The 25,448-nt window shown below is 69.3% G+C and carries 20 protein-coding genes; 11 read left to right on the top strand and 9 right to left on the bottom strand.

Annotated elements, in window-relative coordinates; genetic code table 11:
• Window positions 1–2 precede the first annotated feature (2 nt).
• A complete protein-coding gene (locus OD750_RS26060; RefSeq protein ID WP_263543021.1) occupies window positions 3–638 on the bottom strand; it encodes a hypothetical protein in 636 nt (211 codons plus the stop codon).
• A gap of 222 nt (window positions 639–860) precedes the next feature.
• On the opposite strand from OD750_RS26060, the gene OD750_RS26055 reads away from it, so the two are divergent.
• Both OD750_RS26055 and lpxO read left to right on the top strand, forming a co-directional pair.
• Window positions 861–1,724, top strand: coding sequence for a hypothetical protein (locus OD750_RS26055; protein WP_263543020.1), 864 nt, complete (start codon window positions 861–863; stop codon window positions 1,722–1,724).
• A 163-nt stretch (window positions 1,725–1,887) separates the two neighbouring features.
• Window positions 1,888–2,790: a lipid A hydroxylase LpxO gene (gene lpxO, locus OD750_RS26050; protein WP_263543019.1), complete on the top strand. Its 903-nt coding sequence runs from the start codon at window positions 1,888–1,890 to the stop codon at window positions 2,788–2,790.
• Between the two features lie 11 nt (window positions 2,791–2,801).
• Here the strand turns inward: lpxO and OD750_RS26045 are convergent, their stop codons facing one another.
• Entirely contained in the window at window positions 2,802–3,455 is a 654-nt protein-coding gene (locus tag OD750_RS26045; protein WP_263543018.1) for a response regulator, read from the bottom strand.
• A gap of 215 nt (window positions 3,456–3,670) precedes the next feature.
• Here OD750_RS26045 and OD750_RS26040 point away from each other — a divergent pair, with 215 nt between their 5' ends.
• Window positions 3,671–6,121 carry a hypothetical protein gene (locus OD750_RS26040; RefSeq protein WP_263543017.1) on the top strand — a complete coding sequence of 817 codons (2,451 nt, stop codon included), beginning with the start codon at window positions 3,671–3,673 and terminating at the stop codon, window positions 6,119–6,121.
• Window positions 6,122–6,402: 281 nt separating this feature from the next.
• On the opposite strand, the gene OD750_RS26035 is transcribed toward OD750_RS26040, so the two are convergent.
• A complete protein-coding gene (locus OD750_RS26035) occupies window positions 6,403–7,131 on the bottom strand; it encodes a hypothetical protein (protein ID WP_263543016.1) in 729 nt (242 codons plus the stop codon).
• 133 nt (window positions 7,132–7,264) lie between these two features.
• Between OD750_RS26035 and OD750_RS26030 the strand changes: the two genes are divergently transcribed.
• Window positions 7,265–8,341, top strand: coding sequence for a sensor histidine kinase (locus tag OD750_RS26030; protein ID WP_263543015.1), 1,077 nt, complete (start codon window positions 7,265–7,267; stop codon window positions 8,339–8,341).
• Window positions 8,338–9,072 carry a LytR/AlgR family response regulator transcription factor gene (locus OD750_RS26025; protein ID WP_263543014.1) on the top strand — a complete coding sequence of 245 codons (735 nt, stop codon included), beginning with the start codon at window positions 8,338–8,340 and terminating at the stop codon, window positions 9,070–9,072. The genes OD750_RS26030 and OD750_RS26025 overlap by 4 nt, the downstream gene beginning before the upstream one ends.
• 189 nt (window positions 9,073–9,261) lie before the next feature.
• On the opposite strand, the gene OD750_RS26020 is transcribed toward OD750_RS26025, so the two are convergent.
• Both OD750_RS26020 and OD750_RS26015 read right to left on the bottom strand, forming a co-directional pair.
• The gene (locus tag OD750_RS26020; RefSeq protein WP_263543013.1) at window positions 9,262–10,983 is read right to left on the bottom strand and encodes a flavin monoamine oxidase family protein; all 1,722 of its coding nucleotides are present in this window, start codon (window positions 10,981–10,983) and stop codon (window positions 9,262–9,264) included.
• A 10-nt stretch (window positions 10,984–10,993) separates the two neighbouring features.
• Window positions 10,994–12,763: a di-heme oxidoredictase family protein gene (locus tag OD750_RS26015; RefSeq protein ID WP_263543012.1), complete on the bottom strand. Its 1,770-nt coding sequence runs from the start codon at window positions 12,761–12,763 to the stop codon at window positions 10,994–10,996.
• Window positions 12,764–13,018: 255 nt separating this feature from the next.
• Here OD750_RS26015 and OD750_RS26010 point away from each other — a divergent pair, with 255 nt between their 5' ends.
• From OD750_RS26010 to qhpG, 5 genes are read left to right on the top strand one after another with little or no spacing between them, the layout of a single operon-like run.
• The gene (locus OD750_RS26010) at window positions 13,019–14,458 is read left to right on the top strand and encodes a ferritin-like protein (RefSeq protein ID WP_263543011.1); all 1,440 of its coding nucleotides are present in this window, start codon (window positions 13,019–13,021) and stop codon (window positions 14,456–14,458) included.
• Window positions 14,459–14,468: 10 nt separating this feature from the next.
• The gene (locus tag OD750_RS26005; protein ID WP_263543010.1) at window positions 14,469–15,893 is read left to right on the top strand and encodes a hypothetical protein; all 1,425 of its coding nucleotides are present in this window, start codon (window positions 14,469–14,471) and stop codon (window positions 15,891–15,893) included.
• Window positions 15,890–16,699 (top strand): hypothetical protein, encoded by an 810-nt coding sequence (locus tag OD750_RS26000; protein ID WP_263543009.1) that lies wholly within the window; start codon window positions 15,890–15,892, stop codon window positions 16,697–16,699. Before OD750_RS26005 ends, OD750_RS26000 begins: the two co-directional genes overlap by 4 nt.
• Complete coding sequence (locus OD750_RS25995; RefSeq protein ID WP_263543008.1) at window positions 16,696–18,054, top strand: radical SAM/SPASM domain-containing protein; 1,359 nt, start codon at window positions 16,696–16,698, stop codon at window positions 18,052–18,054. Before OD750_RS26000 ends, OD750_RS25995 begins: the two co-directional genes overlap by 4 nt.
• Entirely contained in the window at window positions 18,051–19,487 is a 1,437-nt protein-coding gene (gene qhpG / locus OD750_RS25990; protein ID WP_263543007.1) for a flavin-dependent monooxygenase QhpG, read from the top strand. Before OD750_RS25995 ends, qhpG begins: the two co-directional genes overlap by 4 nt.
• Here the strand turns inward: qhpG and OD750_RS25985 are convergent.
• Both OD750_RS25985 and OD750_RS25980 read right to left on the bottom strand, forming a co-directional pair.
• On the bottom strand, window positions 19,484–20,788 hold the full coding sequence (locus OD750_RS25985; RefSeq protein ID WP_425508269.1) for an MFS transporter: 1,305 nt from the start codon (window positions 20,786–20,788) through the stop codon (window positions 19,484–19,486). The two genes, qhpG and OD750_RS25985, sit on opposite strands and share 4 nt — an antisense overlap.
• Before the next feature lie 62 nt (window positions 20,789–20,850).
• Window positions 20,851–21,822, bottom strand: coding sequence for an NADP-dependent oxidoreductase (locus OD750_RS25980; RefSeq protein ID WP_263543005.1), 972 nt, complete (start codon window positions 21,820–21,822; stop codon window positions 20,851–20,853).
• Between the two features lie 61 nt (window positions 21,823–21,883).
• Here OD750_RS25980 and soxR point away from each other — a divergent pair, with 61 nt between their 5' ends.
• Window positions 21,884–22,321, top strand: a complete 438-nt coding sequence (soxR, locus tag OD750_RS25975) for a redox-sensitive transcriptional activator SoxR (protein ID WP_263543004.1) — start codon at window positions 21,884–21,886, stop codon at window positions 22,319–22,321.
• Here soxR and OD750_RS25970 read toward each other — a convergent pair whose 3' ends face one another.
• Both OD750_RS25970 and OD750_RS25965 read right to left on the bottom strand, forming a co-directional pair.
• On the bottom strand, window positions 22,322–23,218 hold the full coding sequence (locus OD750_RS25970) for an NAD-dependent epimerase/dehydratase family protein (RefSeq protein ID WP_263543003.1): 897 nt from the start codon (window positions 23,216–23,218) through the stop codon (window positions 22,322–22,324). It abuts the gene before it with no gap.
• Window positions 23,219–23,466: 248 nt separating this feature from the next.
• Window positions 23,467–25,443 carry a transglutaminase family protein gene (locus tag OD750_RS25965; protein ID WP_272842180.1) on the bottom strand — a complete coding sequence of 659 codons (1,977 nt, stop codon included), beginning with the start codon at window positions 25,441–25,443 and terminating at the stop codon, window positions 23,467–23,469.
• Window positions 25,444–25,448: the final 5 nt, after the last annotated feature.

Here is a 25,448-nt window from a genome sequence, read left to right as displayed (position 1 = left end):
ACTCAGCTCGCCTCCTCCGCCCGTTTGCCCAGCACGTTCTCGACGACCGTCCACCGGCCGTCGGCGTCGATCGTCGCCGTCATCGCCACGACGTTCGGCGGAAACGTCACTTCGACCGCGCCGAGCGCTTCGACGTCTTCGATGTACTGGCCCTGCTGGTAGTCGCCGAACGCGACCCACAGCGTCGTCGCGCGCGTGTCGATCACGGTCATGAGGTTCGGCGACACGTCGAATACGAGCGTCGCCTTGTTGGCGAGGCCCACGCCGACCGACGCCGAATGCGCGGGAATCGTGGTGTCCTGGCGGATGAACAGCTGACCGCTCTGCGGCCCCTGCCCCTGGTCGTGAAAATAGAACGTGCGGTGTTCGGCGTCGTACGAGAGCGTGATCTGGTTCGTGCCGGAAATCGCCGCCGGTACGAACTGCGCGACGTCGATCACCACGCCCGGTCCGAGCTTGCCGGTGCCGGACCACACGAAGCACAGCGACGACGGATCCCAGAAGAAATCGACCTGCGTGCCGGGATAGGCGTACTTCGACAGCCACGCCAGCGACTGCCGCAGACCGCCGTAGCGTTGAAACGCGAACAGGTTGCCCGGCTTGCCCGAGTTGTTGACCAGCGTCAGTTGCAGCGTCATCGGCGTCTCCGTGAGGTGATCGGTCTACGAGGGGTTCGGTCCATGTGCTTGCGCAAAGCGGACCGCAGACCTATCGCCGCGCACTCGTCCACATGGCCGTGCGGTTCGTCCCTTCGCTAACGAAGTCCGAACGCGCGCAGCGTCACTCGCCGCTAGCGTGGTTTCGCCGCGCCGTCTCGCCGGTCGCGGCGAAACCATGTACATCCCATTCCGGAGTTTTGCATGAAGAAAATTTTCGCCGTCGCGGTCGCGGGCGCCCTGGCCCTGCCGACCGTCGCTTTCGCTTCGATCTTCGGCTGCGACGGCTGCACGCCGCAGCAGATGTACGACGTCGCGTGGAGCGAGCTCTACTCGCCCGGCGTGCAGCCAGGCTACATCGTCAACCTCGCCAACGGCACGGTCGCGAAATACGCGAATATCGCGAACATTCCCGATCCGTACGATCCCGAGCCGCCGCCGTACGAACCCAACATCATCGCCGTGCCGGTCGAGCCGGAAATCGCGACCCTCATCTACGACCTCTCGGTGCTGACGAACGGCAATACGCGCGTCGTCGACGCCCCGGCCGCGCAGCAGGCCCTCGTATCGAAATCGTCGGCGCAGACGACATCGGGAGAACGCCTGCCGGTCAACGCGTACGAAAACGTGATGGACCCGAACCTCGAAGCGCGCGTCGCGGAAATGGTGCGCATGCACGCCCAGGACATCGAAGCGCGCATCGCGTTCTTCGCCGCCCAGAACTATCGATTCACGCACTTCAACGAAAACGGCGTTCCGGTCCAGGTGACGTTCCGCTTTCGCGACGGTTCGACCTCGATCTACTTCTTCGACCTGAACGTCAACCGGTGGAGACGTCTCAAGGACGCGTCGCGCGACGCGCGCGACAATCCGATTCCCGAGCAGAAGGAACAGCTCTACAACAATACGTTTTTCGATTTCGGCGTCGATACCGGCCCGGCCGCCGACATCGACTGGTTCCGCTGGCTCGCGGAATCGTTCGGCGTGCCGGTGATCGACATGCGAGGGGGCCTGGGCGGCGGCGGCATCGTCTGCGTCGACGGCGCCTGCTACATCCAGAACCGGTGACCGCGCGGCGCGGGGGCGTCGAATCGACGACCCCGCGCCCTTGCAAAAGACGCCTCGCGCCCCCACGCGCCGAAACACCGACCAACGTCCCGTGCCAGCCGCGCGCCGATGGCGGATAATGCGCGCCCGTACGCGCCGGCCGTTCCGGTGGAGTCTGCAGCACATGTTGAAGTGGGTGATCCTGGCCGTCTTCGTCGGCAGCACGCTGTACGTGCATTTTCGCGGGCGCGTGCGTCTGAAATTCTTCCGCCAGCTCACCGACCACTCGATGTTCATGGCGCCGGTCAACGTGTTCATGTACGCCTGTTCGCGCGTGCCGACGAAGCCTTACGTCTCGACCGAGTTCTTCGACGATCTCAAACCGCTGACCGCGAGCTGGCAGGAAATCCGCGCCGAGGCGCTCGCGCTGCGCGACGCGCAGCAGATCAAGGCGGCCTCGTCGTACAACGACGTCGGTTTCAATTCGTTCTTCCGCCGCGGCTGGAAGCGCTTCTATCTCAAGTGGTACGACGACGCGCATCCGTCCGCGCGGGAGCTGTGCCCGAAGACCACGGAAATTCTCAACACGATTCCGAGCGTCAAGGCCGCGATGTTCGCCGAGCTGCCGCCCGGCAGCGAACTGCGCAAGCACCGCGATCCGTACGCCGGATCGATCCGCTATCACCTCGGCCTCGTCACGCCGGGCGACGATCGCTGCTACATCGAAGTCGACGGCGAGCGTTACAGCTGGCGCGACGGCGAAGCCGTGATGTTCGACGAAACCTACATCCACCGCGCCGAGAACGGCACCGACCGCGACCGCATCATCCTGTTCTGCGACGTCGAGCGCCCGATGCGCTGGCGCTGGGCCGGCGCGCTCAACCGCTTCATCGCGCGCCATCTCGTCGCGGCGGGCGCGTCGCCGAACCAGGAAGGCGACAAGACCGGCGGCCTCAATCGCGTGTTCGCGTCGTTCTACGCGATCCGCCTCAAGGCCAAGGCGCTGCGCGAATGGAACAAGCCGCTCTACTACGTGCTCAAGTTCGCGATCTTCGGCGGCATTCTCGCGTGGATTTTCTGGCCGTAGCCTGCTGAACCTCAGCTCGCGCGGCGCGCCATCAATCCCTCGCGCCACGCGAAGGCGACCGCCGCCGTGCGGTCCGAGAGCTGCAGCTTCGACATCACGTTACCGAGGTGCGCCTTCACCGTTTTCTCGGTGATGCCGAGGTGCGCCGCGATCTTCGCGTTGCTGCCGCCTTCGGCGAGCCGGCGCAGCACGTCGAGTTCGCGCTCGGTCAGTTCGCCGAACGGATCGGCCGCCGGCTGGTTGCGCTGCTGCACCGCCGACAGGATGCGCCGCGCGATCGACGGATGCATCGTCGATTCGCCGATGCTCGCGTAGTGGATCGCCTGCAGCAGGTTTTCGCCGCGCATCGACTTGAGCAGGAACGACTGCGCGCCGGCTTCGATCGCCGCGAACGCGAGTTCGTCGTCGTTCGACGACGTGAGGATCATGATGTGCGTGCGCGGGCTCGCGGCCTTGATCGCGCGCGTCGCCGCGACGCCGCCGATGCCGGGCATCATCAGATCGAGCAGCACCACGTCGGGCGCATGCTCGCGCGCGATGTCGGTCGCGGTTTCGCCGTCGGCGGCCTCGCCGACGATCACGAAGCGCGGATCGAGGCGCAACAGGCCGCGGATGCCTTCGCGAACGACGGCGTGGTCGTCGGCAATCAGGATCGTCGTGCTCATGCGATCGAGTGTCGTGCGGACGGCGTCAACTTGCATGAGACGAAAGTCGTAGCGACCGTCGCCGTTGCGGCGGCGCTCGTTAAACCCGCTTAACCGCGCGTTCGCAGCCCGCGCATTCGTCAGGGCGCCGTCAGGAAATCCGAATCCGGTCCAGTTTTCCCTTTGTGCAGGCGTGATAGCGTCGACGCCGGCTCCCCGCCCTCCCGGAGACGACCGTGAAACGCAATCTCGTGCAGTGCCTCGCCGGCTGCGCGCTGGCGCTCCTCGCCGCGACCGACGCGCCGGCGCAGGCCGTCGTCGACGCGCCGCTGCCGCTCGAAACCCAGCCGTTCGGCGCGCTGACGCTCGTCGACGAAATCGACACCGCCGTCGCCGCGCCGACCTTCGAAAGCCCGAGCGGCGCATCGGGCGTCGCGTCGCGCCTGGGCCGCAACGCGCGCGTCATGGCGATGTCGCCGGATTCCAAGGCGTTCGGCTATCGCATCGGCGCCGGGCGCGGCCTCGTCGCCGGCCGCGCCTACGTGCTCGACGTCGAATATCCCGACGACGTGCCGCGCACGATCTTCGTCGCCAACCGCGGCGCCGACTTCGTGCGCGGCTTCGCCACCGGCAGGTCGGTCGGCGACGCGCGGCGCCAGTTCACGCGTTCGACGCTCGAATCGCTGAACTATCCGCAGTCGCAAACGTGGACGTCGTATCGCAGCCTGTTCGTCCTGCACGAACGCTTCTCGACGCTCAAGGCCGAACGCAACGCCGTCTGCGCGAACCGCAATCTCGTGCCGGCGAACGGCTTCGACGTCGTGATCTTCCAGAACAAGCAGTGGGACGATCCGGCCGGCAGCGGCGCGGCTATCGGCAAGATCCGTCTGTACGAGGTGACGAACGCCGCCGCGCTGCCCGCGCCGGTCGAATATCCGCCGGCGCCGCTGCCGCGCCGCCATCTGTTCTGGCGCGAGGAAATGGCCGACGAGGCGGTGTCGTCGAACAACGCCGCGCAGCGCGCGTTCGCGCAGCCGATCGACTGGTTCGCCGCGAAGATGACGCTGGCGAAGTTCTACGGCTTCAATACGTTCGGCAAGGACCTCATGGAATGGGGCCACAACCAGGGTTTCGACGGCGGCGACGCGCAGTGGATCTGGAACGCGCAGCCGCCGCTCGTGGACATCTGGACGCAGATCGTCGCGCGCGCCGGCGCGGCGGGCCTCTCCGTGCTGCCCTACTTCGAATACGGCGGCAGCGTCGGCGCCTGCACCGGTGCAAGCTGCGGCTACCGCTCGCTCGGCGCGCAGCGCCGCACGAAAAAGCTGTGGGACGGCGTCTACACGACCTGCGGCAATACGAGCTACTACACGTGCGTGTGGTGGACCGAAAACGTCTCCGCCGACGTGACCGACCCCGACACGCTGGTCGATCTCCAGCACCTCGTCGACAAGACCGTGATCGCGCACCGCGACGTCGCCGATTTCGTCGGCGTGTGGCTGCGCACGCGCCAGACGAAGCTGCCGGTCAGCTTTTCGCCGGCGGCGCTCGCGCGCTACAACGCCGACCGGCCGGCGCAGCCGCGCACGATCGCGCAGCTGCGCAGCGACGAGGCGTCGCGCGCGAGCTACTACGACTGGTGGTACGGCGAGCGTCGCGATCTGCTCGTCAATCTGCGCGACTACGTGCGCGCCGGCCTCGGCGACAACGATGCACAAATCCACTTCACCGCATATCCCGGCGAACCGGTGCCGCCGGCGTACACGACGCCGGGCGAGGCCAACCTGACGAATCTCGTGACCGACGACGTGACGTGGTGGAACACCTACGCCGCGACGCTGAACGGCAATCCCGATCCCGACGTCGCGAACTGGTATCGCTGGCAATGGGGCGGCTTCACGCCGGCGCAGATGCTGTCGCAGCGGCAGCACTACAACGGCGTGTTCAAGACCTGGCCGATCGCCACGACCGGCACCGAACGCGCCGAGGAGACGCACGGCACGCCGCCGCCCGACCCCGCGCGCTATGCGACGACCGACGGCGTCGCGATGACGCTGCCGGTCGGCACGAGTCTGTACACGGTCGACGATGCGCAGCTGTTCGCCGAGTTCTCGAACGCGGACGGCCAGACGCTGACGCACTACTACCCGCTCAACGAAGACAACGGCCAGTCGTTCGAAGACAACGCGTGCACGACGCACTACGCGGTCAGCGCGACCGAACCGTTCCAGGGGCGCGTCGGCTACATCGCGGTCGCGGTCGATCGCGCGGGCCCCTACGTGACCATGGCCGAGGCGCGCGCGCTCGCGAACGGCAATCCGCTCAACATCGGCTACCTCGAATCGTCGAGCTTCTCGCGCGGAGAACCGGCGTACGTGCGCCGCTACAACCGCGCGCTGCTGACGCTGCCGGCGCTCGCCGCGACGACGCGCGCGGGCGCGGCGAGCGACGCCGCGGTCGTCGTGCGCGAGATCGCGACGGCGCAGGGCAACTATTACGCCGCGATCAACACGGCACTGACGACGCGGAGCGCGGTGACCGTGACGCTCGGCGGCACGGGCGCCGTGCGCGACCTGCTCTCGGGCGCGGCGCTCGCGTCGACGCGGCTGCGCTTCGACCTGTATCCGGGCGAAGTGCGCACGTTTCGCGTCGGCGGAGATGTTATTTTCGCGAACGGATTTCAGTGAACCGCGCGAACGGATCGCAACTGAAAAACTGTCGGCGAATTCAAGACCGAGGTCGTATCGGGCGTCGCCCCCTCATCCCAGCCTTCTCCCCCAACACGGTTGAGGGAGAAGGAGCCGAGGATTTCCGCGCTGCGACGCTTTAGCCCTCTCCTCCAGGCTCGCTTGGGGGAGAGGGTTGGCCGCTCGTGCGCATCCAGCGCCCGCGGCATTAGTACATCCATGTACGTCAGGTGAGGGGGCGACGCCACGATCTTCGTCGACACATCGGCGGTCGCGACGACTCAACGCGCCGGCGCTGACGCGTTCGCGCGTATCCACGCCTCCATGTCGACGAGCTCCACCTCGCCGCTTGCGCGCAGCGTCGCGCGGATCAGCGGCAGGTTTTCGACGCCCGCGATCTGCAGCACGCGCTTGCCGGGATTTTCCCTGACCGCCGTGAGCGTCACGCTCGCCGCATGCGTGTCCCAGCGCCGGTTCGAGTCGGCCTCCACCGGCCCGATCATGCGCGCCTCGTAGCGCTTGAGTCCTTCGATCACCGCCTCGCTCGCCGCGCCGTTCGGGTCGGCCGCATCTTTCCACAATGCCGCCAACGCTTCGTATGTCGCCTTGCGGTAGGCCTCCATCGCCGCGGCGCCGGCCGGATTGCGCGCCTTGAGATCCTCGCGCGCCTTGATCACGGCCGCGACGATTTCGCCGAACGTCGGCTCCGGCGGCTCGCCCGCGTAGGCCTTGACGCCGCGCTTGTCGACGTACGGAAAGATCACCTGCGTGTATTCGACCTTGCCGGGAAACACCTTGCGTTCGGCCAGCTCCGTCGGGTTGACGTCGAGCACGACGACGTCCGGCGCGATCGCCTCGATCACGCGCGACAGCGCCGCAAGATCGTAGCTGCCGACCGTCTCGTGCTTCTTGTACAGCGTGCCGAGCACATAGACCTCAGGCTTCGCGGCGTGCGCGGCGAACATGGCCAACGCGAACGCGGCAGCCAGCAGCGGTCGAAAAATCATCATGGCGTTCTCTCGACGGATCGGGGACGCGAGCTTCGACCGGGCGCCGTGCGCGCCTCAAGCGCCGCGCAACGAGCCGTGCCGCGCCCGCGACGAAGCGTTACGCGAGCGCGGCGCAACGGGCTATCCTGCCGCCGTGAACACGCCGACCGCACCGCGAGAGAACCCCGACCGCAGTTTCGCCACGCTGCTCGTCGCCAGCTGGGGCGCGTGCGTGCTCGTTTCCGCGCTCGGCACGCTGCCGAATTTCGCGTACCCGACGTACGTGCTGTATCGCGTAGTGCTGACCATCGCGTGCCTCGCGTGCAGCCTGCCGCTGCTCATCGTCTGCCGCTGGCTGTACGCGCACGCCGCGATCGGCCGCGCGCTCGCCGCGGCGCTGACGTTCGCCTACGTGCTCGCGTACCTGTGCGCCGCCGGCTCCGAGGCGTTCGACCGCTGGCTCGACCCGCCCGGCATGGGCGCGAAATCGCTCTGGTTCGAGAGTCTTTCCGGCGCGATCGGCGCCTGGGCGCTGCTCGGCGGCATCGTCGGCCTGTACTTCGGATTTCGCTACTACACCGCGGCGCAGGAAGCGCGCGAGCGCCTGATCGCCGCGACCGCGCTCGCGCGCGAAGCCGAACTGCGCGCGCTGCGCTACCAGATCCAGCCGCATTTCATCTTCAACACGCTGAACGCGATCTCGACGCTCGTGTATACCCAGCAGACCGCGCACGCGACGCGCATGATCGCGCGCTTCGGCGATTTCCTGCGTCTGACGCTCGACGCCGACGTCACGCGCGAGGTGCGCGTCGCCGAGGAACTGGAACTGACGCTCGGCTATCTCGACATCGAACGCGTACGCCTGGGCGACCGGCTCGACGTGCGCCCGGACGTCGATCCCGCATCGCTCGATCTCGGCATGCCGCCGCTGCTTCTGCAGCCGCTCGTCGAGAACGCGATCCGTCACGGCATCGCGCCGAGCCGGCGCGCGTGCCGGCTCGACATCGCGATACGCCGCGACGGCGAGCGGCTCGTGCTGACCGTCGCGAACGACGGCGTCGATCTCGTCGAACCCGTGCGCTACGGCGTTGGCCTCAGCAACGTCGCGGGCCGGCTGCGGCATCTGTACGACGACGACTTCCGGCTCGTTCTGTCGCGACCGCCCGGCGGCGGCGGCGCGGCGCGCGTCGAACTGCCGGCCCGTCCGATCGCGGCGGAGCGCGACGCATGACGGCCCTGCGCGTCCTCGTGGTCGACGACGAACCGCTCGCGCGCGAAGGCGTCGTCGCGCGCCTGGCCGGCCGCGCCGACTTCATGGTCGTCGGCGAATGCGCGAACGCCGACGACGCCGCGCGCGCGATCGCCGAACTGTCGCCCGACGTCGTGTTTCTCGACGTGCGCATGCCCGGCGTCGACGGCTTCGGCCTGCTCGAACGCCTCGCGCCGGCGCGCCGGCCGCACGTCGTTTTTCTCACCGCATACGACCGCTTCGCGCTGCGCGCGTTCGACGCCGAGGCGGTCGACTATCTGTTGAAGCCGATCGACGACGACCGCTTCGCGCGCGCGCTCGAACGCGTGCGCGCCGCGCGTCGCAGCGCCGAACTCGAGGCGAAGGAATCGGGCGGCGTTGAGTATCCGGCGCGCTTCGCGGTGCGCGTCGGCCGCCGCGTCGTGGTCGCGCACGTGAGCGACATCGACTGGATCGAAGCGATCGGCGACTACTGCGGCCTGCACACGGCGAGCAAGGTGCACCTCTTGCGCGAGCCGCTGCACGCGCTCGAAGGCCGGCTCGACCCGCGCGTGTTCATGCGCGTGCACCGCTCGACGATCGTGCGCATCGATCGCGTGGCCGACCTGCGCGCGGCGACGAACCGCGATGCCGTCGCGCGGTTGCACGACGGGACGGTGCTGAAGGTGAGCCGGACGTATAGCGAGGGGTTGCGGAAGGTGTTGGCGCGCTGAAAGCCCTCTCCCCCAAGCTTGCTTGGGGGAGAGGGTTTGGGTGAGGGGGCGACGCCGGAATCTTCGTCGACGAAGTACGATGCGTCGCCCCCTTGACATACACGGATGTACTAATGCCGCGGGTGCAGGTGAAACTGGAGCGGCCGCCCCGGCCCTCTCCCCCACGGCGTGGGGCGAGAGGGAGCAAGACTAAGCGACCGCCAGAACCTCCGGCTGCCCTGACGTGTCGAGCGGATTGACCCAGTTCGCCGCATCGGGAATCAGCGGCGCCAGTCCGAAGTATTGCGTCAACACGATCTCCGCCGAGCGCAGCGCGCCGTTGACCCAGCCCTGCTGGTCCGAACACGATTCGCCGCAGGTGTACAGATCCAATTTTTCATACGGCTTCGCCAGCGCCGGAATGATCTCGATGTCGTTCGCGCCGCGGCCCCACTGGTGGTAGGCATAGCCGAAGTATTCGCTGTCGCCCCAGCGCCGGTAGCTCGTCAGCACGGGCTTCGGGATCGCGAACGTCGCGAACACGTCGGTGAGCTGACGCGTCATCTCGTCCACCACCGCCTGCGACGCCGCGAACAGCACCTGCGGCGACTGCCGGTTGTAGTGCTCCTGCAGCGGCGAGGTGAACTTCGGTCCGATCTCCTGCAGCTCTTCCCAGAAGTCCGCGTTGTTGAAATCGCAATACAGCGTCAACGCGGCCGGGCCGGTTTCCGATTCGCCCGTGATCGGATCGAACACGTAGAACGAATCGGCCGGCAGGTCGGTGAACGACGGGCCGTCGGCGATCGGCGCGCGGTTCGTGCTGCCGTCGCGCCACCACGCGTTGTGGTAGTACAGGTTCATCTTCGCCAGCACCATGCCGACCGAACCGCCGAGGTTGCGCGTGAAGCGTTCGTACTGCGCGGTGTCCGACGTCAAGAGCGGCGACGCCGCCGCGAGCGTTTCGATCGCGTTCTTCGGCAGCGCGAGGATCACCTTGGCCGCAGTGACCGTGCCGCGTTCGCCGTCGCCCGGGAACACGCCCGGCGTCGACGCCCAGCACGCGCGGATCGCGCCGCCCTCGCCGGCTTCGAGCGACGTCACCGTCGTGCCGATCGTCGTCGTCGCCTTGCCCTTGATCTTCGCGGCGAGCGCGTCGATCAGCGTCGAGAAGCCCTGGTCGAACGCGTGGAACTTCGGGTCGTTCGGAAAATCGAGCAGGATCTGCAGCGCGTCGCCCGCGTTCGACGACGAGTGGAACGGGCCGGCGAAGCCGACGACGTCCGACAGCATCGTGACGCATTCCTGCGAATAGCCGAAGCGCATGAGGAGGCTCCAAAGCCCCCACTCGTTGAGCTTGATGCCGTCGTAGGTGAACGTGTTGCGGAACGTCTGCCAGAACTGCGGCGTCGGATCGGACGGCGCGTCGCAGCGGTTCTCGGCGAGAATCGCGCGATACGCGCTGTCGATGAGATCGCCGGGCGACAGGCCCTGCTCGCGCACGTCGAGGTTGTACAGCTCGCTCCAGATCGCGTTGCCGTCGGCCTTCGACTCGCCGACCGTGAAGGCACGGCCGCGCACGTAGTAGCGGTTGTTGTCGTTGCCCATGCCGAACGGCACGATGCGCTTGTCGAGGCCGAGGTCGTGCGCGGTCTCGATGAGCTCCTGCATGCCGAAGTTGAAGCGCATGCCGCCTTCCTCGTCCTTGACTTCGACCGGCTTGCCGGCGTCGTCGAGGATGATCACGCGATCGGTGTCGAGCCGGCCGCCGATGCGGCCGATCTTCTCCACGATGGCGATCTTGAGGTTCGGATCCCGGTTCAACAGCCGCCAGGCGCAGTACAGGCCGGAAACGCCCGCGCCGACGATGAGGACGTCCGCCGTATCCGGCGGACGGTTCAGCGCCAAGGTATTGGATGATGCCGTGGTGGTCATGAGCGGCTCCTCACTTCGACGCCGTCGCGCCCTGCGTGATGTCCTGCGCGATCGGCAGGCGCTGCGCGAGCAGGAAGTTCACGACGGCCTGCTGGTCTTCCTTGGAGAGCTTGTCGAACGCCTGGATGATCGGCGTCGCCTCGCTGCCCGTGCTGTTGTGAAAGCCGATCGCTTCCTTCAACGTGCGCGCGCGGCCGTCGTGCAGCCACGGACCGGTGTCGGCCACGCCCCACAGCGGACGCGTGAGGAACAGCGGCGGCGGCACCGGCGGCGTGGTCGACACGTCGACGCCCTGCGACACGCTGTCGGCGAGGCCCGAGCCCATGTTGTGCAGGCGCAGGTCGGACAGGATCGGCACCACCACCTGGCCGTCACCCTGCGCCTGAAGGCGCGGATACACATAGGCGGGCGCGTCGCCAGGCTTGGTGAGGTCGACGAGAAGGTCGAGCGGATCGAGCTTCGAGGGCGGCGCGGACGCGAGCACCGCGTCGGACCGCGCCGAAGCCGCGACCGACTCGACCGCCTCGGCCGACACGGCGGACTTCAGGCTCGCCTGCTTGGCGAGGATCGCCGCGACGCGCGCCTTGACCTGCTTCGTCGTCGCATGCTGCTCGGGCGGCACGGCGTTGATCAGCGTCGTCTCGGTCGGACAGCCCGACGGATCGGTCACGTTCGGTACCGGCGGATTCTCGATGACGAGCAGCGGCGCGGCGAGCGTCATCTGCGGCACGTGGCACGTGGCGCACATGCTGCCCGACAGCGTGCCCTTGAGGTCGGCCGCGGTGCCTTCGAAGATCGCCTTGCCGCGCTCGAAACTCTTCTTGCCGGCGGGGTCGGTCGGGATCGCGACGTACGGCGGACGCGTCATCGCGACGAACGAGGCCAGCGCCGTGACGTTGCCGACCGTCATTTCGTCGACCTTGCCGTCGCGGTCGCAGTCGAAGTGCCCGACCTTCTCAACCGCCTGCATACTGAAATGGAAGTCCATCGCGTCGCGCACGAAGTGGCGCACCGACGAGGCGATGCCCTTCCACTGGAACGGACGCACGATGAGGTCGGACTGCACGCCGGTGACCTTGCTCGCGTCGGGCGTGCAATCGCCCTGCGGTATGCAGGTCACCGCGTACGTGCCGAACGACAGGCCCTTCGCCGACAGCGCCCAGGACTGCGTGGACGACTTGCCGCTCTGCTGCGCCTTGGCCTGCGCGACCTGCGTGGCGATCGCCGCCTGCAGGCCGAGCAGCGTCGACATCTCGGCGGCGAGCGACTGGCCGTAGCCCGTGCCGAACACGTGCGGCGGATTGCGCACGAGCTGCGTCAGGTTGGTCGGAAAATTCGGATTGATGAACGCGTTGCTCGCGACGCCGGCCGAACCGCCGACGGGGCTGGGCTTGCGCAGGAGCGCCTTCGAACCCGGCGTGTAGTCGGGCGGCACGTAGCTGCCGATCGTGTTGTGGCACTCGTAGCAGCTCTGCGAGTCGATGCCGTTCAGACGCAGGAACGGAAAGTTCGGAAACGCCTGCGCGTAGAACAGCTGCCGCTGCTTCGACCGCGGTCCGTCCTGGCCTTCGCCGTGGCCGTCCTCCGGCGTGAACGGCGTGGTGTGGAAGTCGCCGCCGGACTCGAGGATCTTCGCGAGCGGATAGTCATGGATCTTGTTCTGATCGATGGTCACGGCCGGCGTGATCGCCGGATCCTGCGCCAGCGCCGCGGACATCGTGAGCGCGAGCGCACAGAACATCGGCGCGCGACGCGCCGTCGAGCGGTTATTGCCGTTCATTCGCCATCCCCTCTACAACCGGCCGCGCGCCGGGCAATTAGCGTGGGTTTGATACGTGTACACATGTACAACGCGACCGGATGGTACGCCGCGACCGGGTCCGCGTGGGCCTGTAAGATTTTACAGGTACGCGCCGCGACCTACCCTGCGCGATCCGACAGGGCGCAGACCGCCGCGCAACTGCAATACTCGGTCCGTACAAATCGCAATGCCCACAAATACACATTCGACCAAGGCAGCTCGCCCGGGGGAACTATGCGTTCTTCGCTCAGGCGCCACCTCGGGGTGCTCGGGCTCGCGCCCGGGAAAACCGCCGCGGCGCGCAAACGCCTGTTCGTCGGCGGCGCAGCCGCGCCGGCGACCGGCCCCTACGAATCGGAATTCTCGCCGCGCGACTACGTGAGCTACCTGCTCCACGTCGACGCCGAAATCGAACACGCGCTGATGGTGCAGTACCTGTACGCCGCGTACTCGCTCGGCGGCCCGCAGGTGCCGGCGCCGCACCGCGCGACGGTGCGCGGCTGGCAGGAAGTGATCCTCGGCATCGCCAAGGAGGAAATGGGCCATCTCATCAGCGTGCAGAACGCGCTGCGCCTGATCGGATCGCCGCTGAACCTCGGGCGCGAAGACTATCCGTGGGACGTGCCGTTCTATCCGTTCCCGTTCACGCTCGAGCCGCTGACGCTCGACTCGCTCGCCAAATACGTCTACGCCGAATCGCCGGCCGACTGGACCGGCCCGCTCGCCGACGAGATCCGCGAGAAGGTGCATCAGGAAGTCGACGACCCGCACCGCGTCGGCGAACTGTTTACGCTGCTGATCTCGCTGCTGCAGGACCCGGACTACGTACCCGACGCCGCGTTCCAGGCCGACACCTATCCGTTCCAGGCGAGCTGGGACGAATGGGGCCGCGGCTACGCCGGCGGCGCGCGCGGCAATTCGACCGGCGCGAACCCGAAGCCGACGCCCGACGTGCTCGTCGTTCCGCTCGCCAGCCGCGACGACGCGGTCAACGCGATGACGCAGATCGCGCAGCAGGGCGAAGCGCCGGTGTCGGCCGATCCCGACGCGCCGTCGCACTTCGCGCGATTTCTCAAGGTGTACGTCGAGATGAAGGCCTGCGCCGGCCAGGGCTGGTCGGCGTCGCGGCCGGTCGCAATCAACCCTTACGTGTCGCTCGATCCGGGGATGGACCCGGCCGAAGGTCTCGCCGAAGACGAGACGACGAGCGCGATCACGCATCCGGAATCGCGGCTGTGGGCGACACTGCACAATCTGCGCTACCGCATGCTGCTGACGTATCTCACGCACAGCTTCACGCTCGCCGGCGGCCTCGCCGCGGCCGGCGCGTATACGCCGCGCGGCGCGATCATCAACGCCACTTTCGGAGAAATGTACAATTTGCGCGCGATCTCGGAAATCCTGATGCAGCTGCCGCTCGGCTCGCGCCCCGGCGTCTGCGCCGGGCCGCCGTTCCAGATGCCCTACACGCTCGATTCGCCGCTCGGCGAGCCGAACCGCTGGCGCCTGCACGTCGACCTGATCGACGCCGCCGACCGGCTGGTCGACGCGCTGCTCGTCGCCTCGCCGCCCGAACGGCACACGTACCTGCTGTCGCTGCACGAAGCCGACCGCGCGATGCGCCAGACCGCGCTGCGCATCCTCGCCGGCGACGTGAACCTTTCACTCACTTAGGACCGTCGACATGCCCATCATCGAGTTGCGTATCCTGCCGCCGCTCGCGGTCGGGCGGCTGGGCGCCGCGAGCGAACCGCTCGAGGCGTTCGACCTCGTCGTCGATCCCGAGCAGCCGCTCGACTACCGCCGCATCGTGCCGCAGACGACGCTCGTCGTGGACGAAAACACCGGCGAGATCACGAACGCCTACGTGCCCGAGACGATCCGCTTCAAGGACGCGAACCGCCGCATACGGCCGGTCGCGCCGTTTCTCGAAGTGTTCGCGCGCACGAGCGAGGCGCCGGACGAGCTCGTGCCGCTCGACCTTGCGCTGCTCGCGCGTGAAGGCCTCGGCGTCGACGCCGTGCAATGGCGCGTCGAGGTCGGCAACATCAAGCTCTATCGCCGCACGAACGACGAGAACGACCAGATTCACGCGTGCGTCGACCCGCTGACCGACCACAAGCGCCGCGCGCTCGTCGGCACCTGTCCGAACTTCGTCGAGAACCGCACGCTGCCGCTCGGCTGGGTGCAGTTCGTCAAGCCGACCGCCGCATTCCCGCAGATTCGCCTGCGCTTCACACCTGCCGGCGGCCACGTCTACGGCTCGGCGCTCGAACGCCATACGAGCCCGACGCAGGTCGAACCCGACCCGATCATCGACGACGACGCGCTGATCCTGTACGACGATAAAAAAGGAAAATGGCGCGGTTATAAAGAAAGCGTCGGCCCGACCCTGACCAATCCCGCGCAGATCTACGCCGGCTACGCCGACGGCGCGTACCAGGTGAGCTGGGGCTATCTCGACGACGAATGCGACGGCTACGCGCGCGTGACGCTCGCGCTCGGCGACGGTTCGACGCTGACCGCGCAGGCGCATATCGGCGCGGGCCCGCCCGCGTTCGCGCCCGATACGCTGCCGGTGCGCGTGATCTCCGACGAACTCGAGCAAATCCTGTATGGCCCGGCGTACGACGACGACGCGCCGGTGCCGATCGACGAAGCGGAGGAACTCGTGCGCCGCGCGCTCGAAACCGTGCGCCTGATGAACACCGCCGTGATGAACGGCAACGCGCTGAACGGCCGCTGGAACGTCGCGAGCACGATGGCGCGCCAGGACACGAACGACTTCGAACGCTACTACGAACCGCTCGCGGCGCCGTCGATCGTCGACAACCTCGCGCTGCGCGCGCTGCACGAACGCGTGTTCAGCGCGCTGTCGGCCGGTTCCGCGCCGTGGTTCTCCGACGTGCTGCGCCGGCCCGAGGAGATCGGCGACCTGTCGGATACCGCGCGGCGCAAGATGCCGGCGCTGATGCGCGGCGCCGACGGCCGCGGCCTGTGCCTGACGCGGCGCCACATCGACATGGTGATCAAGGCCGCGACGCAGGCGATGTTCCGCGGCGGCGCGTACGCCGCACCCGCCGTCGTGCACGGGGAGCGCAAGCCATGACCGAGAAACTCAAACCCGGCAATCTCGCCGCGCAGCTGCACTATCGCGGTACCGGCAATCCCGCGTCGGTGCTGCCGCGCTCGGCGATTTCCAACTGCTTTCCCGGCCTCGAATTCGACTTCCGCAACCTGTGGCGGCGCACGTTCGAAGGCATCGTGCTGGTCGAAAACAACAACTACGTCGTCGCCGCCGAAGATCCGAAGTACGACGATCTCGTCACGCGCCGCCTGCTGCGCGTCGACGGCTTCGACACGAACGTGCTGACGCAGGGCCCGGTGTTTCCCGGCGGCGACAGCGGCACGCTCGGCAGCACGGCCAACCCGAACGCCGTGTCGTTCATGGAGTGGTCGAACTCGCTCGCGCGCATCATGGCCAAGCAGGGCCAGGACGTCGTGTGCGAATTCACGACGCACAAGAACGCGACGACCGAAGTGATCGCGGCCGGCGCCGAAACGCTGCCGGTGACGCTGCGCGTGCGCCGATTCTTCGACGGCGACACCGCCGCGATCGCGAACGATCTTCTCAAGCCCGGCGAACTCACGCAGGGCCTGTGCGCGCCGTGGCAGAACGACTACCGCGAATGCGCGTGCTACTACTGGGCCGCGAGCCGGCCCGACTACGTCAACGTCGAACCGTCGAAGGACGGCCTCTCGCACGGCGACATGTGGCTCGCGAAGAAGCGCACCGGCAGCTACGTGCCGGACAACCGCACCGACACGCGCCTGTACTCGTACGACGACCTGTTCAAGGACTGGCAGGGCCTGCTCAGCTTCATCGTGCGCGGCAAGGACGCGGAAAGCTCATGAGCGCCGCGGCGATCGCCGCTCCGATGACCGCGCAGGTGCGCGCCGGCGCCGTGCCGCGCAGTGCACAGGTGCATTTGTTGAATGCGCCGCACGGCGCGCAGTTGTTCGTCGTCGACGGCAGCCGCCTGTACGACCTGCCCGACGCCGTCGCCGACGCGTTTCGCGCCGCGCTCGATCGCGGCGACGACGCCGTCGCGCGGCTGGTCGCGTCGAGCGGCATCGACGCGCGGCACGCGATCGACGACGCGCCGCTCGCGCCGATGCCGGCGCACGCGCTGTCGCTCGCCATCGCGCAGAAGTGCAACCTCGGCTGCACCTATTGCTACGCGCAGCAGGGCGCGTTCGGCGGACCGCAACGGCAGATGTCGTTCGACGTCGCGAAACAGTCGATCGATCTCCTGGTCGGCGGCGCGGAACCCGGGGCGAAGGTCAATCTCGCGTTTCTCGGCGGCGAACCGCTGCAGAACCGGCACGTGCTGCGCGAGGCGACGGAGTACGCCGTGCGCGCGGCGGCCGGGCGCGGCGTGCGCATCGGGTTTTCGATCACGACGAACGGCACGCTCGTCAAACCGCACGACGCCGATTTCTTCGAAGAGCACGGCTTCGCGGTGACGGTGAGCCTCGACGGCCCGGCCGAACAGCACGATCGCCTGCGCCCGCTCAAGAACGGCCGCGGCTCGTTCGACCTCATCGTCAAGCAGATCGCGCCGCTCGTCGAACGCCAGCGCAAGATGCAGGTGTCGGCGCGCGTCACCGTCACGCCGTCGAACGCGAACCTGCCCGAAACGCTCGATCTCTTCGTCGACATGGGCTTTCACAGCGTCGGCTTCTCGCCGCTGCTGCGCGCGCCGAACGGCCGCGACGAAATGGCGACGTACGATCTCGACGCGATGCTCGAAGCCATGATCGCGTGCGGCCTGGCGTTCGAGGAACACGTGGTCGCCGGCCGGCGCTATCCGTTCCTCAACATGATCAACGCGCTGCGCGAGCTGCATCGCGGCACGCACCGGCCCTACCCCTGCGGCGCCGGCGCGGGTTATTTCGGCGTGTCGGCCGACGGCGAACTCGCCGCGTGCCATCGTTTCGTCGGCGACGAGAAAGCGCAGTTCGGGCATGTGTCGACCGGCATCGACGTCGAGCGGCAGCGCGCGTGGCTCGCCGCGCGCCACGTGCACGCGCAAAGCCCGTGCGGCGGCTGCTGGGCGCGCTATCTGTGCGGCGGCGGCTGTCACCACGAAGTGCTCGCGCGCGGCCGCAGCGCGTGTGACTACATCCGCGGCTGGCTGCACTACACGATCCAGGCGCACGGCCGGCTCGCGCGGCTCGCGCCGCACTGGTTCGGCGACGCGCCGTGAACGCGGCGCTCGCGGTCGACGCGCTGATCGTCGGCGCGGGGCCGGCCGGCCTCACCGCCGCGCTGCGTCTGGCGCAGTTCGGCTATCGCACGGCGGTGGTCGAACGCAACGCGGCGCCGCGCGGCAACGTCGGCGAATCGCTGACGCCGGGCATCGGCAACATCGTCGGCCTGCTCGACGCGAACGACGCGCTCGCGCGCGTACCTCGGCGCGCGGGCCTCGCCGCGCGCGTCGCGTGGACGTCGCGCGACGCCGTCTTCCACGCCGGCGGCAATGCCATCGTCGACCGCGCGGCGTTCGACGGCGCGCTGTTCGATCTCGCGCGCGAACGCGGCGTGCGGTGCTTCGCGTCGGCGCAAGTGGCGGTGCTCGAACGCGACGGCGAACACTGGCGCGCGGTCGTGCAGACCGGCGCCGCGCACGAGCGCATCGTCGCGCACACGGTGTTCGACGCGGGCGGCCGGCCGCCGGCCGGCCGCGACGGCGTCGTCGCGACGGCGCCGCCGCTCGTTGCCCTGTGGCTCGACTACGACGGCGCGCTCGCACCCGCCGAAACACGCATCGAAGCGCTGACCGACGCCTGGCTGTGGGGTTCGCCGCTGCCGGACGGCCGCTATCGCGCGATGGCGCTGTGCGACCCGGACACGCCGCGCCACGCGCAGGCACGGTCGCGCGAGATGTGGCTGCGCACGACGTTCGCGGCGAGCGGGCTCATGACGGCGCTCGCGACGGCGCCGGCCGTGACCGCACTGAACGGGTGCGCGGCCGGCGCGTGTCTCGTGCGCGACGCGTGGCAGCCGGGCCGGGTGCGCCTCGGCGACGCGGCGTTCGCGCTCGATCCGCTGTCGGCGAGCGGTGTCGAAAAGGCGATGCGATTTTCATTGCAGGCCGTAACGGCATTTCATACGTCGATGCGGCATCCGGAACGCGCGGCGCTCGCGCGGACGTTCTACGACGCGCGCCGCGTCGAATCGATCGCCCGGCACGGCCGCTGGGCGCGCGACTACTACGCGCAGGCGTGGCCGGCGCGCGAACACGCGTTCTGGCAGGCGCAGGCCGCACCGTTCGCGTGGCCCGACGCGGAAGCGCCGCCCGCCGACGAGCGCGAACCGGTGCCGGACGCAGCGCTCGCGCCGACCGACGTCGATGCGGCGCTGCGCGCGAAAATCACGCTCGCGCGCGAATCGCGACTCGTCGAACTGCCGTGCGTCGTCGACGATGTGGTGGAGCTGCGCGCCGCGCTCGACCACCCGGCGCTCGCGCGTCCGCTGGCGTGGCTCTCGGGCGTCGAACTCGCGCCGCTGCTGGCCGGCATCGCCGACGCGGCGAACCTCGCGCAGCTGATCGAGCGCTGGTCGCAGCGCATGCCGCGTCGCGAGGCGGCGCGGATTGCGGGGTGGCTGCTGCAGAAAGGCATCGTTCACGCAGGCTAGCGCCTGCACCGCCCCGCCACCACCATCCCGAGCAGCGCCAACGCCACGCTCACCGCATAGCTCGCGACGAACGCCAGCGTCGGCGACGTTTCCAGCAGCGTCGCGAACAGCGAGCCGCCGAGCGCGAGCACCGTCGCCACCGTCAGCGCTTCGGACAGCTGCAACGCCGAGCTGTTGACGCCCTCCTCGCCCGGCGCCGACAGGTCCAGCGCGAGCGCCGCGAGGATCGGGTACGCCAGGCCCATGCCGAGCCCCGCGATCGTCCAGCCGGCGATGCCGACCGCCGCGGGCACGTGCGCCCACGCGGTTGCCGCGACGGTCGCGACACCGCCGCCGATCAACGTCATGCCGAGCCGCAGCACGCTCGGGCGCGGGCCCTTTCTGCTCATCGTGCCCTGGTACCACGAGCCCGCCGACCAGCCGAGCGCGCCGACCGTCAGCGCCAGCCCCGCCCAGACCGGCGACAGCCCGCGTTCGCGCGACAGCATCAGCGGCACGAATACTTCGGTGCTGAAGAACGCTGCCGCGGCGATGCCGCGCAGCGCGATCACGGCCGGCAGGCCGCGCCGCGCGACGAGCACGCCGGCCGGCAGCAACCGCCACGCGCACACGGCGACGGCGACCGTCGCGGCGGCGATCAGCGCGAAGCCGGCCGCGTCGTGACGCTGCCCGGCGTAGTGCAGCGCGCACGCGCCGGCCGCACCGACGAGCGACCAGGCCATGCGCCGGTGCGCGAATCCCACCGACGCGTCGCTCGGTGCCGGCGGCGGCAGCGCGCGCAGGCCCGGCCGCAACATCCACAATGCGGGCAATGCCAAAAAAGGAACCGCGAGGAACACCCAGCGCCAGCCGGCGTGCTCGACGACGAGGCCGCTGATCGTGGGCCCCACGAGCGACGGCACGACCCACGCGGCCGAGAACGCGGCGAACAACCGCGGCCGCAGCGGCGACGGATACACCTTCGCGACGACGACGTACGTCGCGACGAGCAGCAGGCCCTGCCCGAACCCCTGCGCGATGCGGCCGGCGACGAACAACGGCATGTTCGGCGCGAGCCCCGCGAGCGCGAGGCCGACGACGAACGCGACGACGCCGGCCTGCAGCGGCACGGCCGCGCCGCGCACGTCGCACCAGCGCCCGGCGGCCACGAGGCCGACGACGCTCGCGGCGATCACGCCGCCGAACGCGAGCGCGTACAGCGACAGTCCGTCGAGCGCCTGCGCGGCGGTCGGCATCGCGGTGGCCACCGCCAGCGCCTCGAACGCGACGAGCGAGACGAGCGAGACGAGCCCGATCGTCATCGCCCGCCGCTGCGGCGACAGGATGCCGGGCTCGGCCGCGGGCAGCGCGTGTTCGGCGACGCTCAAGCGGCGACCTCCACCATCAGCACGACCTTGCCGCGGCCGTGGCCGTATTCGATGTCGCGATGCGCCTGCGCCGCGTTGTGCAGCGCGTAGCGGGCGCGAATCGGCACGCGCAGCGCGCCGCGTTCCCACAGCGCGACGAGTTCGGCCAGGCGCGCGGCCGAGCGCTCGCTGCGCACGGCGAGCGCGCCGAGTTTTTTCGCGCGGTCGAACTCCACCAGCGTCGCGATGCGGCGCCAGTCGCCGACGAGCTTGAGCGACGCGTCGAACGCGTCGCCGCCGCGCGTGTCGAGCACCGCGCTGACGTCGTGTGCCGCCAACCGGCGCACGCGTTCGACGAGCCCCGGCCCGTAGGCGACCGGCTCGGCGCCGAGTTCGCGCAAATAGTCGTGATTGCCGGGGCTCGCGGTGCCGATCACGCGCGCGCCCCACGTCCGCGCGAGCTGCACGGCGAGGCTGCCGACGCCGCCGGCGGCGCCGTGCACGAGCAGCGTATCGCCGAGTCCGACGCCGAGCGCGCGCAGCGCGGTGTGCGCGGTCTGGCCCGACGCGGAAAGGCCGCCGGCCTCGTCCCACGGCATCGCGCGCGGCTTGCCGGCGATCTGGTTCGCACTCACCGCGACGCGTTCCGCGTAACAGCCCATCACGTTCCATCCGATCAATTCGTCGCCCGGCGCGACGCCGGCGACGCCTTCGCCGACGGCATCGACGATACCCGCAAACTCGTTGCCGGGACACTGCGGAAACGTCACCGGCAGTGCGGGCACGCGGCCCGCGCGCAGCGCCGCGTCGAACGGCCGCACGCCGGCCGCCTTGACGCGCACGCGCACTTCGCCGGCGCCGGGCAGCGGCACGGCGACGCGCACCGCACGCAGGACCTCGGGCGGGCCGAACGCGTCGAACGCGACGGCGCAGGCCGTCGCCTCCGGCGTTCCCGCGGCGGTATCGCTGTTCCAACGAACGATCTTCATGCTTGACCTCCTGGCAAGAGGCCGTCGAGGATAGAACCTCAACTTAACTTGAGGTCAAGCGATGAGCGAGCTGTCGATCGGCGAGGTCGCCTCGCGCAGCGGCGTGGCGGTTTCGGCGCTGCATTTCTACGAGAGCAAGGGCCTGATCGCGAGCCGCCGCAGCGCCGGCAACCAGCGGCGCTACGCGCGCGACGTGTTGCGCCGCATCGCGGTGATCCGCGTCGCGCAGCGCGTGGGCTTGCCGCTCGAGGCGATCGGCGCCGCGCTCGCGGCGCTGCCCGACGGCCGCACGCCGACGCGCGCCGACTGGCAGCGCCTGTCGGCGTCGTGGCGCGCCGAACTCGACGCGCGCATCGCCGCGCTGTCACGCCTGCGCGACGAACTGACCGGCTGCATCGGCTGCGGCTGCCTGTCGCTCAAACGCTGCCGCCTGAGCAATCCCGGCGACGCGCTGGCGCGGTTCGGCGCGGGGCCGCGCAAGCTGCTGCCCGACGAATGACTATTCGTTCGCCGTCCATGCGCCGCGCCGGGGCGGCAGCACTTCCGACCAGCCCGCGTCGAACATCGCGAGCGGTTCGTCGAACCCGTAGTGCGGTCGCCAGCGCAGCTCGCGCATCGCGAGGGCCGCATCGTAGACACGGTCGATCGACGCCGGCAGCGGCCAGTCGCGCAGTTCGAATTCTTCGACGAGCTCGGGGCAGCGTGCGCGCAGCACCGACGGCGCGTCGCGCAGCAGCGCGTCGGCGTCATCGGGCAGGAACGGCGTCGCGCCGGAAATGACGTACGTCGCCTGCGGGCCCGCCGTGTCGGCGAGGGCGAGCGCGTGCGCGTCGGCAACGTCGCGCGCGTCGATGCCGCGATGCAGGCGATACGCCGCCATGAGCGGCGCGGGTTCCGGAAAGCAGCGCGACATGCGCAAGATGCGCACGACCGGCCCGCCGGCGCCGGCCGCGTCGCGCAACAGTGCTTCTGCGGCGAGCTTGGTGCGGTGATAGATCGTGACCGGTTGCGGCGCGAGCGCCTCGTCGACCCAGCCGGCGCGTTCGCGCGGCGTCGCGGCGTCGCCGAACACCGCGGTGGAACTCGTGAACACGAAGCGCGGCACGTTCGCCGCGACGGCCGCGTCGAGCACGCGGCGCGTACCGTCGACGTTGACGCGTTCGAACTGCGCGTCGGCGACGAGGCCGACGTGCGGCGCGTGCAGCGCTGCGGTATGCACGATCGCGTCGGCACCGTCGCAGACGCGGCGCAAGAGCACGGCGTCGTCCAGATCGCCGACGACGTCGGCCGTCGACGACGGCGCGCGATCGAAGCCGACGACGTCGTGCTCGCGCGACAGGCGCACGTGGATCGCGCGGCCGATGCGGCCGCTCGCGCCGGTGACGACGATCTTCATGCGCACGCTCCGCGGCAGGACGATTCGCGGAGTCTAGCGTCCCGACGATACGTCGCGGCAACGGGCAATGCCGGTTGCCGCGACGGCGTTCGGGCGCGTGCGACTACTGCCGCACCGTCGGCGGCGTGAGCGGTGCGCAGCGCCGGATGCCGAATTCTATGTTCGACGAGGCGGACGCGGCATCGGCCAGTTTCCTGCGAAGCTTCATCGTGCCGTCCAGGGGTGCTGCGTCGCGGGACGTCTGCGGCTCAGCGCGCGACGACCGCCGCCGCCGGCGCCGCGAGTTCGACGCCCTGCGCCGCCGCGCGCACGCGCCGTTCGCCGTCGTCGCCGTCGGTGCGCACGAGCCACAGGTCTTCGCCGTCGCGGAACGCGATCGCGGTCGTCGCGGTTTTCTTGCCGGCGTCGACCTTCGTCGCCAGCAGCGCGGGTCGACCGGCGACGCGCAGCGCTTGCATCGGCGCGGCGTAGCCCTTTTCTTTCAGGTACGCGGCCAGACCGTCCTCGCGCAGTTCGACGACCGACGCCGCACCCTGGTGCAGCGTCGTTTCCCTGCCCTGCGCATCGCGCACGCCGACCACCGTCGTGTCGGGATACATCGCGTCGAGCTTGACGAAGCTCGCGTCCGCGCTCTTGCGCACGACGAGGCCGAGCGGCGCGTTGCGATAGACGTCGCCGTCGATCGCATACGCCTTCGCGCCGTCGGCGACGTCGATCGTGCGGCCGTCGATCGCGTAGCTCAGCACGCGGATGCGTTCGTTGCCGAACAGCTGCGCGAGCGCGGCCTGGTCGGTGCCGGCGCCCTGCTTCTCGGCGAGGCGCACGATGGCGAATCGCGCCGCGTCGGCGACGCCCGGCGCGTACATCGCCGCGTCGATCGGCACCCAGTCGTCGCCGATGCGGATCTCGGTCCACGCGTGGCCGCCCCACATGTTCGCGGCATAGACGTAGCCGAACACCATGCGCGACGGAATCTCGAGCGCGCGCGCGAGCGACGTCAGCAGCACCGCGTACGCGACGCACGTGCCGCGGCGATCGCGCACGACTTCCGACGCCGAGACCATCGCGACGCCCGCGTCGAACTGCATGTTCTCGCTGACCCAGTCCTGCAGCACGCGCGCCTGCTGCCAGCGGCTCGCGCCGGGGCGCTTGAGCTGCGCCGCGAGCCGGGCTACATCGGCATGATCCGATTGCAGCACGGCGGTGGGATTGACGTACTGCGCGTCCTCGCGCGGCGACTGCGCGTCGTCCGGCGTATTCGGACGCGTCACTTCGAACACGACGTGCCTGTCCGATTTCTCGATGACCCGCTGGTTCGGGCCCGACAGGTCCGGCAGGCCGGCTTCGGGGTTCTTCAGCTCCAGCCGCAGCACGACGCGTTCGACGTCGCGCGGTCGCGGCAGCCGCACGTTCGAACGCGCGACGGCGTTGCTGTAGGTGTCGTCCGGAAGTTCGGCGCCCGCTTCGACCACCGCGCGCAGCGCGGCGGTGCCGGGCGAAAGTTCCACGAGGCCGAACGGACTGCGCTGCTCCTGCCTGACGACGCGCGCGTCGGCGTCGAGCCACAGCGTCGACGGCACCGGCATCGCACTCGATATTTCGGTGACGACGCGCGCATCGACGTCGCGCGCGCCGACCTTGATCGTCTCGCGCCGGAGCATCGTGCGCGTCACCTGCGCGACCGAACCGGCTTCCGGAACGAAAGTGGAATATTTCAGAACGTCGCCCGGTGCGGCGAGCCGCGCGCGCGACAGCGCGCGTGCGCCGCGCGGCCCGTAGAGCGGCGCCGTCAAAGGCTGCTTCGTCGTATACGATTTGCCGCCGGCCTGCGACTCGAGCGTCAGCTCGTCCTTGCCGACGGTCAACGTCAGCGTGCTCTTGTCGCGCGACGTGCTGGCCTGCGTCGTGAGGCTGCGCAGGCGGCCGTCGGCGTCTTCGTCGAACGTCGTCGCGCTCGAGATCTCGACCTTCGATCCCATGCGGTTGAGCACCATCTTCGATTCGACGTGGGTCTTCGCGCCGTCGGCGCGTTCGAGGATGTAGCCGGCCGGCACGCCGGCCAGGCGCAGCTCGAGCCAGTCCTCGCGCGCCGCGGGCATCGCCGCTTCGCGCGCGTGCAAGGCCGGCGGCACGAACAGCGCGCCGCCGAGCGCGACGCAGGCGACGGCATGCAGCGACAGCGCGAGCGCTTTGCGACGAAGGGAAGTTTGCGATCTTGCGGTCATGGCAG

This window comes from Tahibacter soli (assembly GCF_025717065.2).
GTDB lineage: Bacteria > Pseudomonadota > Gammaproteobacteria > Xanthomonadales > Rhodanobacteraceae > Tahibacter > Tahibacter soli.
Note: the sequence above shows the minus strand (reverse complement) of the source record. Positions and strands in the feature narration are given on the sequence as shown.

Coding starts and splice junctions, on each gene's coding strand:
- OD750_RS26060 (WP_263543021.1), bottom strand. CDS start 638: ATGACGCTGCAACTGACGCTGGTCAACAACTCGGGCAAGCCGGGCAAC.
- OD750_RS26055 (WP_263543020.1), top strand. CDS start 861: ATGAAGAAAATTTTCGCCGTCGCGGTCGCGGGCGCCCTGGCCCTGCCG.
- lpxO (WP_263543019.1), top strand. CDS start 1,888: ATGTTGAAGTGGGTGATCCTGGCCGTCTTCGTCGGCAGCACGCTGTAC.
- OD750_RS26045 (WP_263543018.1), bottom strand. CDS start 3,455: ATGAGCACGACGATCCTGATTGCCGACGACCACGCCGTCGTTCGCGAA.
- OD750_RS26035 (WP_263543016.1), bottom strand. CDS start 7,131: ATGATGATTTTTCGACCGCTGCTGGCTGCCGCGTTCGCGTTGGCCATG.
- OD750_RS26025 (WP_263543014.1), top strand. CDS start 8,338: ATGACGGCCCTGCGCGTCCTCGTGGTCGACGACGAACCGCTCGCGCGC.
- OD750_RS26020 (WP_263543013.1), bottom strand. CDS start 10,983: ATGACCACCACGGCATCATCCAATACCTTGGCGCTGAACCGTCCGCCG.
- OD750_RS26015 (WP_263543012.1), bottom strand. CDS start 12,763: ATGAACGGCAATAACCGCTCGACGGCGCGTCGCGCGCCGATGTTCTGT.
- OD750_RS26010 (WP_263543011.1), top strand. CDS start 13,019: ATGCGTTCTTCGCTCAGGCGCCACCTCGGGGTGCTCGGGCTCGCGCCC.
- OD750_RS26005 (WP_263543010.1), top strand. CDS start 14,469: ATGCCCATCATCGAGTTGCGTATCCTGCCGCCGCTCGCGGTCGGGCGG.
- OD750_RS26000 (WP_263543009.1), top strand. CDS start 15,890: ATGACCGAGAAACTCAAACCCGGCAATCTCGCCGCGCAGCTGCACTAT.
- OD750_RS25995 (WP_263543008.1), top strand. CDS start 16,696: ATGAGCGCCGCGGCGATCGCCGCTCCGATGACCGCGCAGGTGCGCGCC.
- OD750_RS25985 (WP_425508269.1), bottom strand. CDS start 20,788: ATGACGATCGGGCTCGTCTCGCTCGTCTCGCTCGTCGCGTTCGAGGCG.
- OD750_RS25980 (WP_263543005.1), bottom strand. CDS start 21,822: ATGAAGATCGTTCGTTGGAACAGCGATACCGCCGCGGGAACGCCGGAG.
- soxR (WP_263543004.1), top strand. CDS start 21,884: ATGAGCGAGCTGTCGATCGGCGAGGTCGCCTCGCGCAGCGGCGTGGCG.
- OD750_RS25970 (WP_263543003.1), bottom strand. CDS start 23,218: ATGAAGATCGTCGTCACCGGCGCGAGCGGCCGCATCGGCCGCGCGATC.
- OD750_RS25965 (WP_272842180.1), bottom strand. CDS start 25,443: ATGACCGCAAGATCGCAAACTTCCCTTCGTCGCAAAGCGCTCGCGCTG.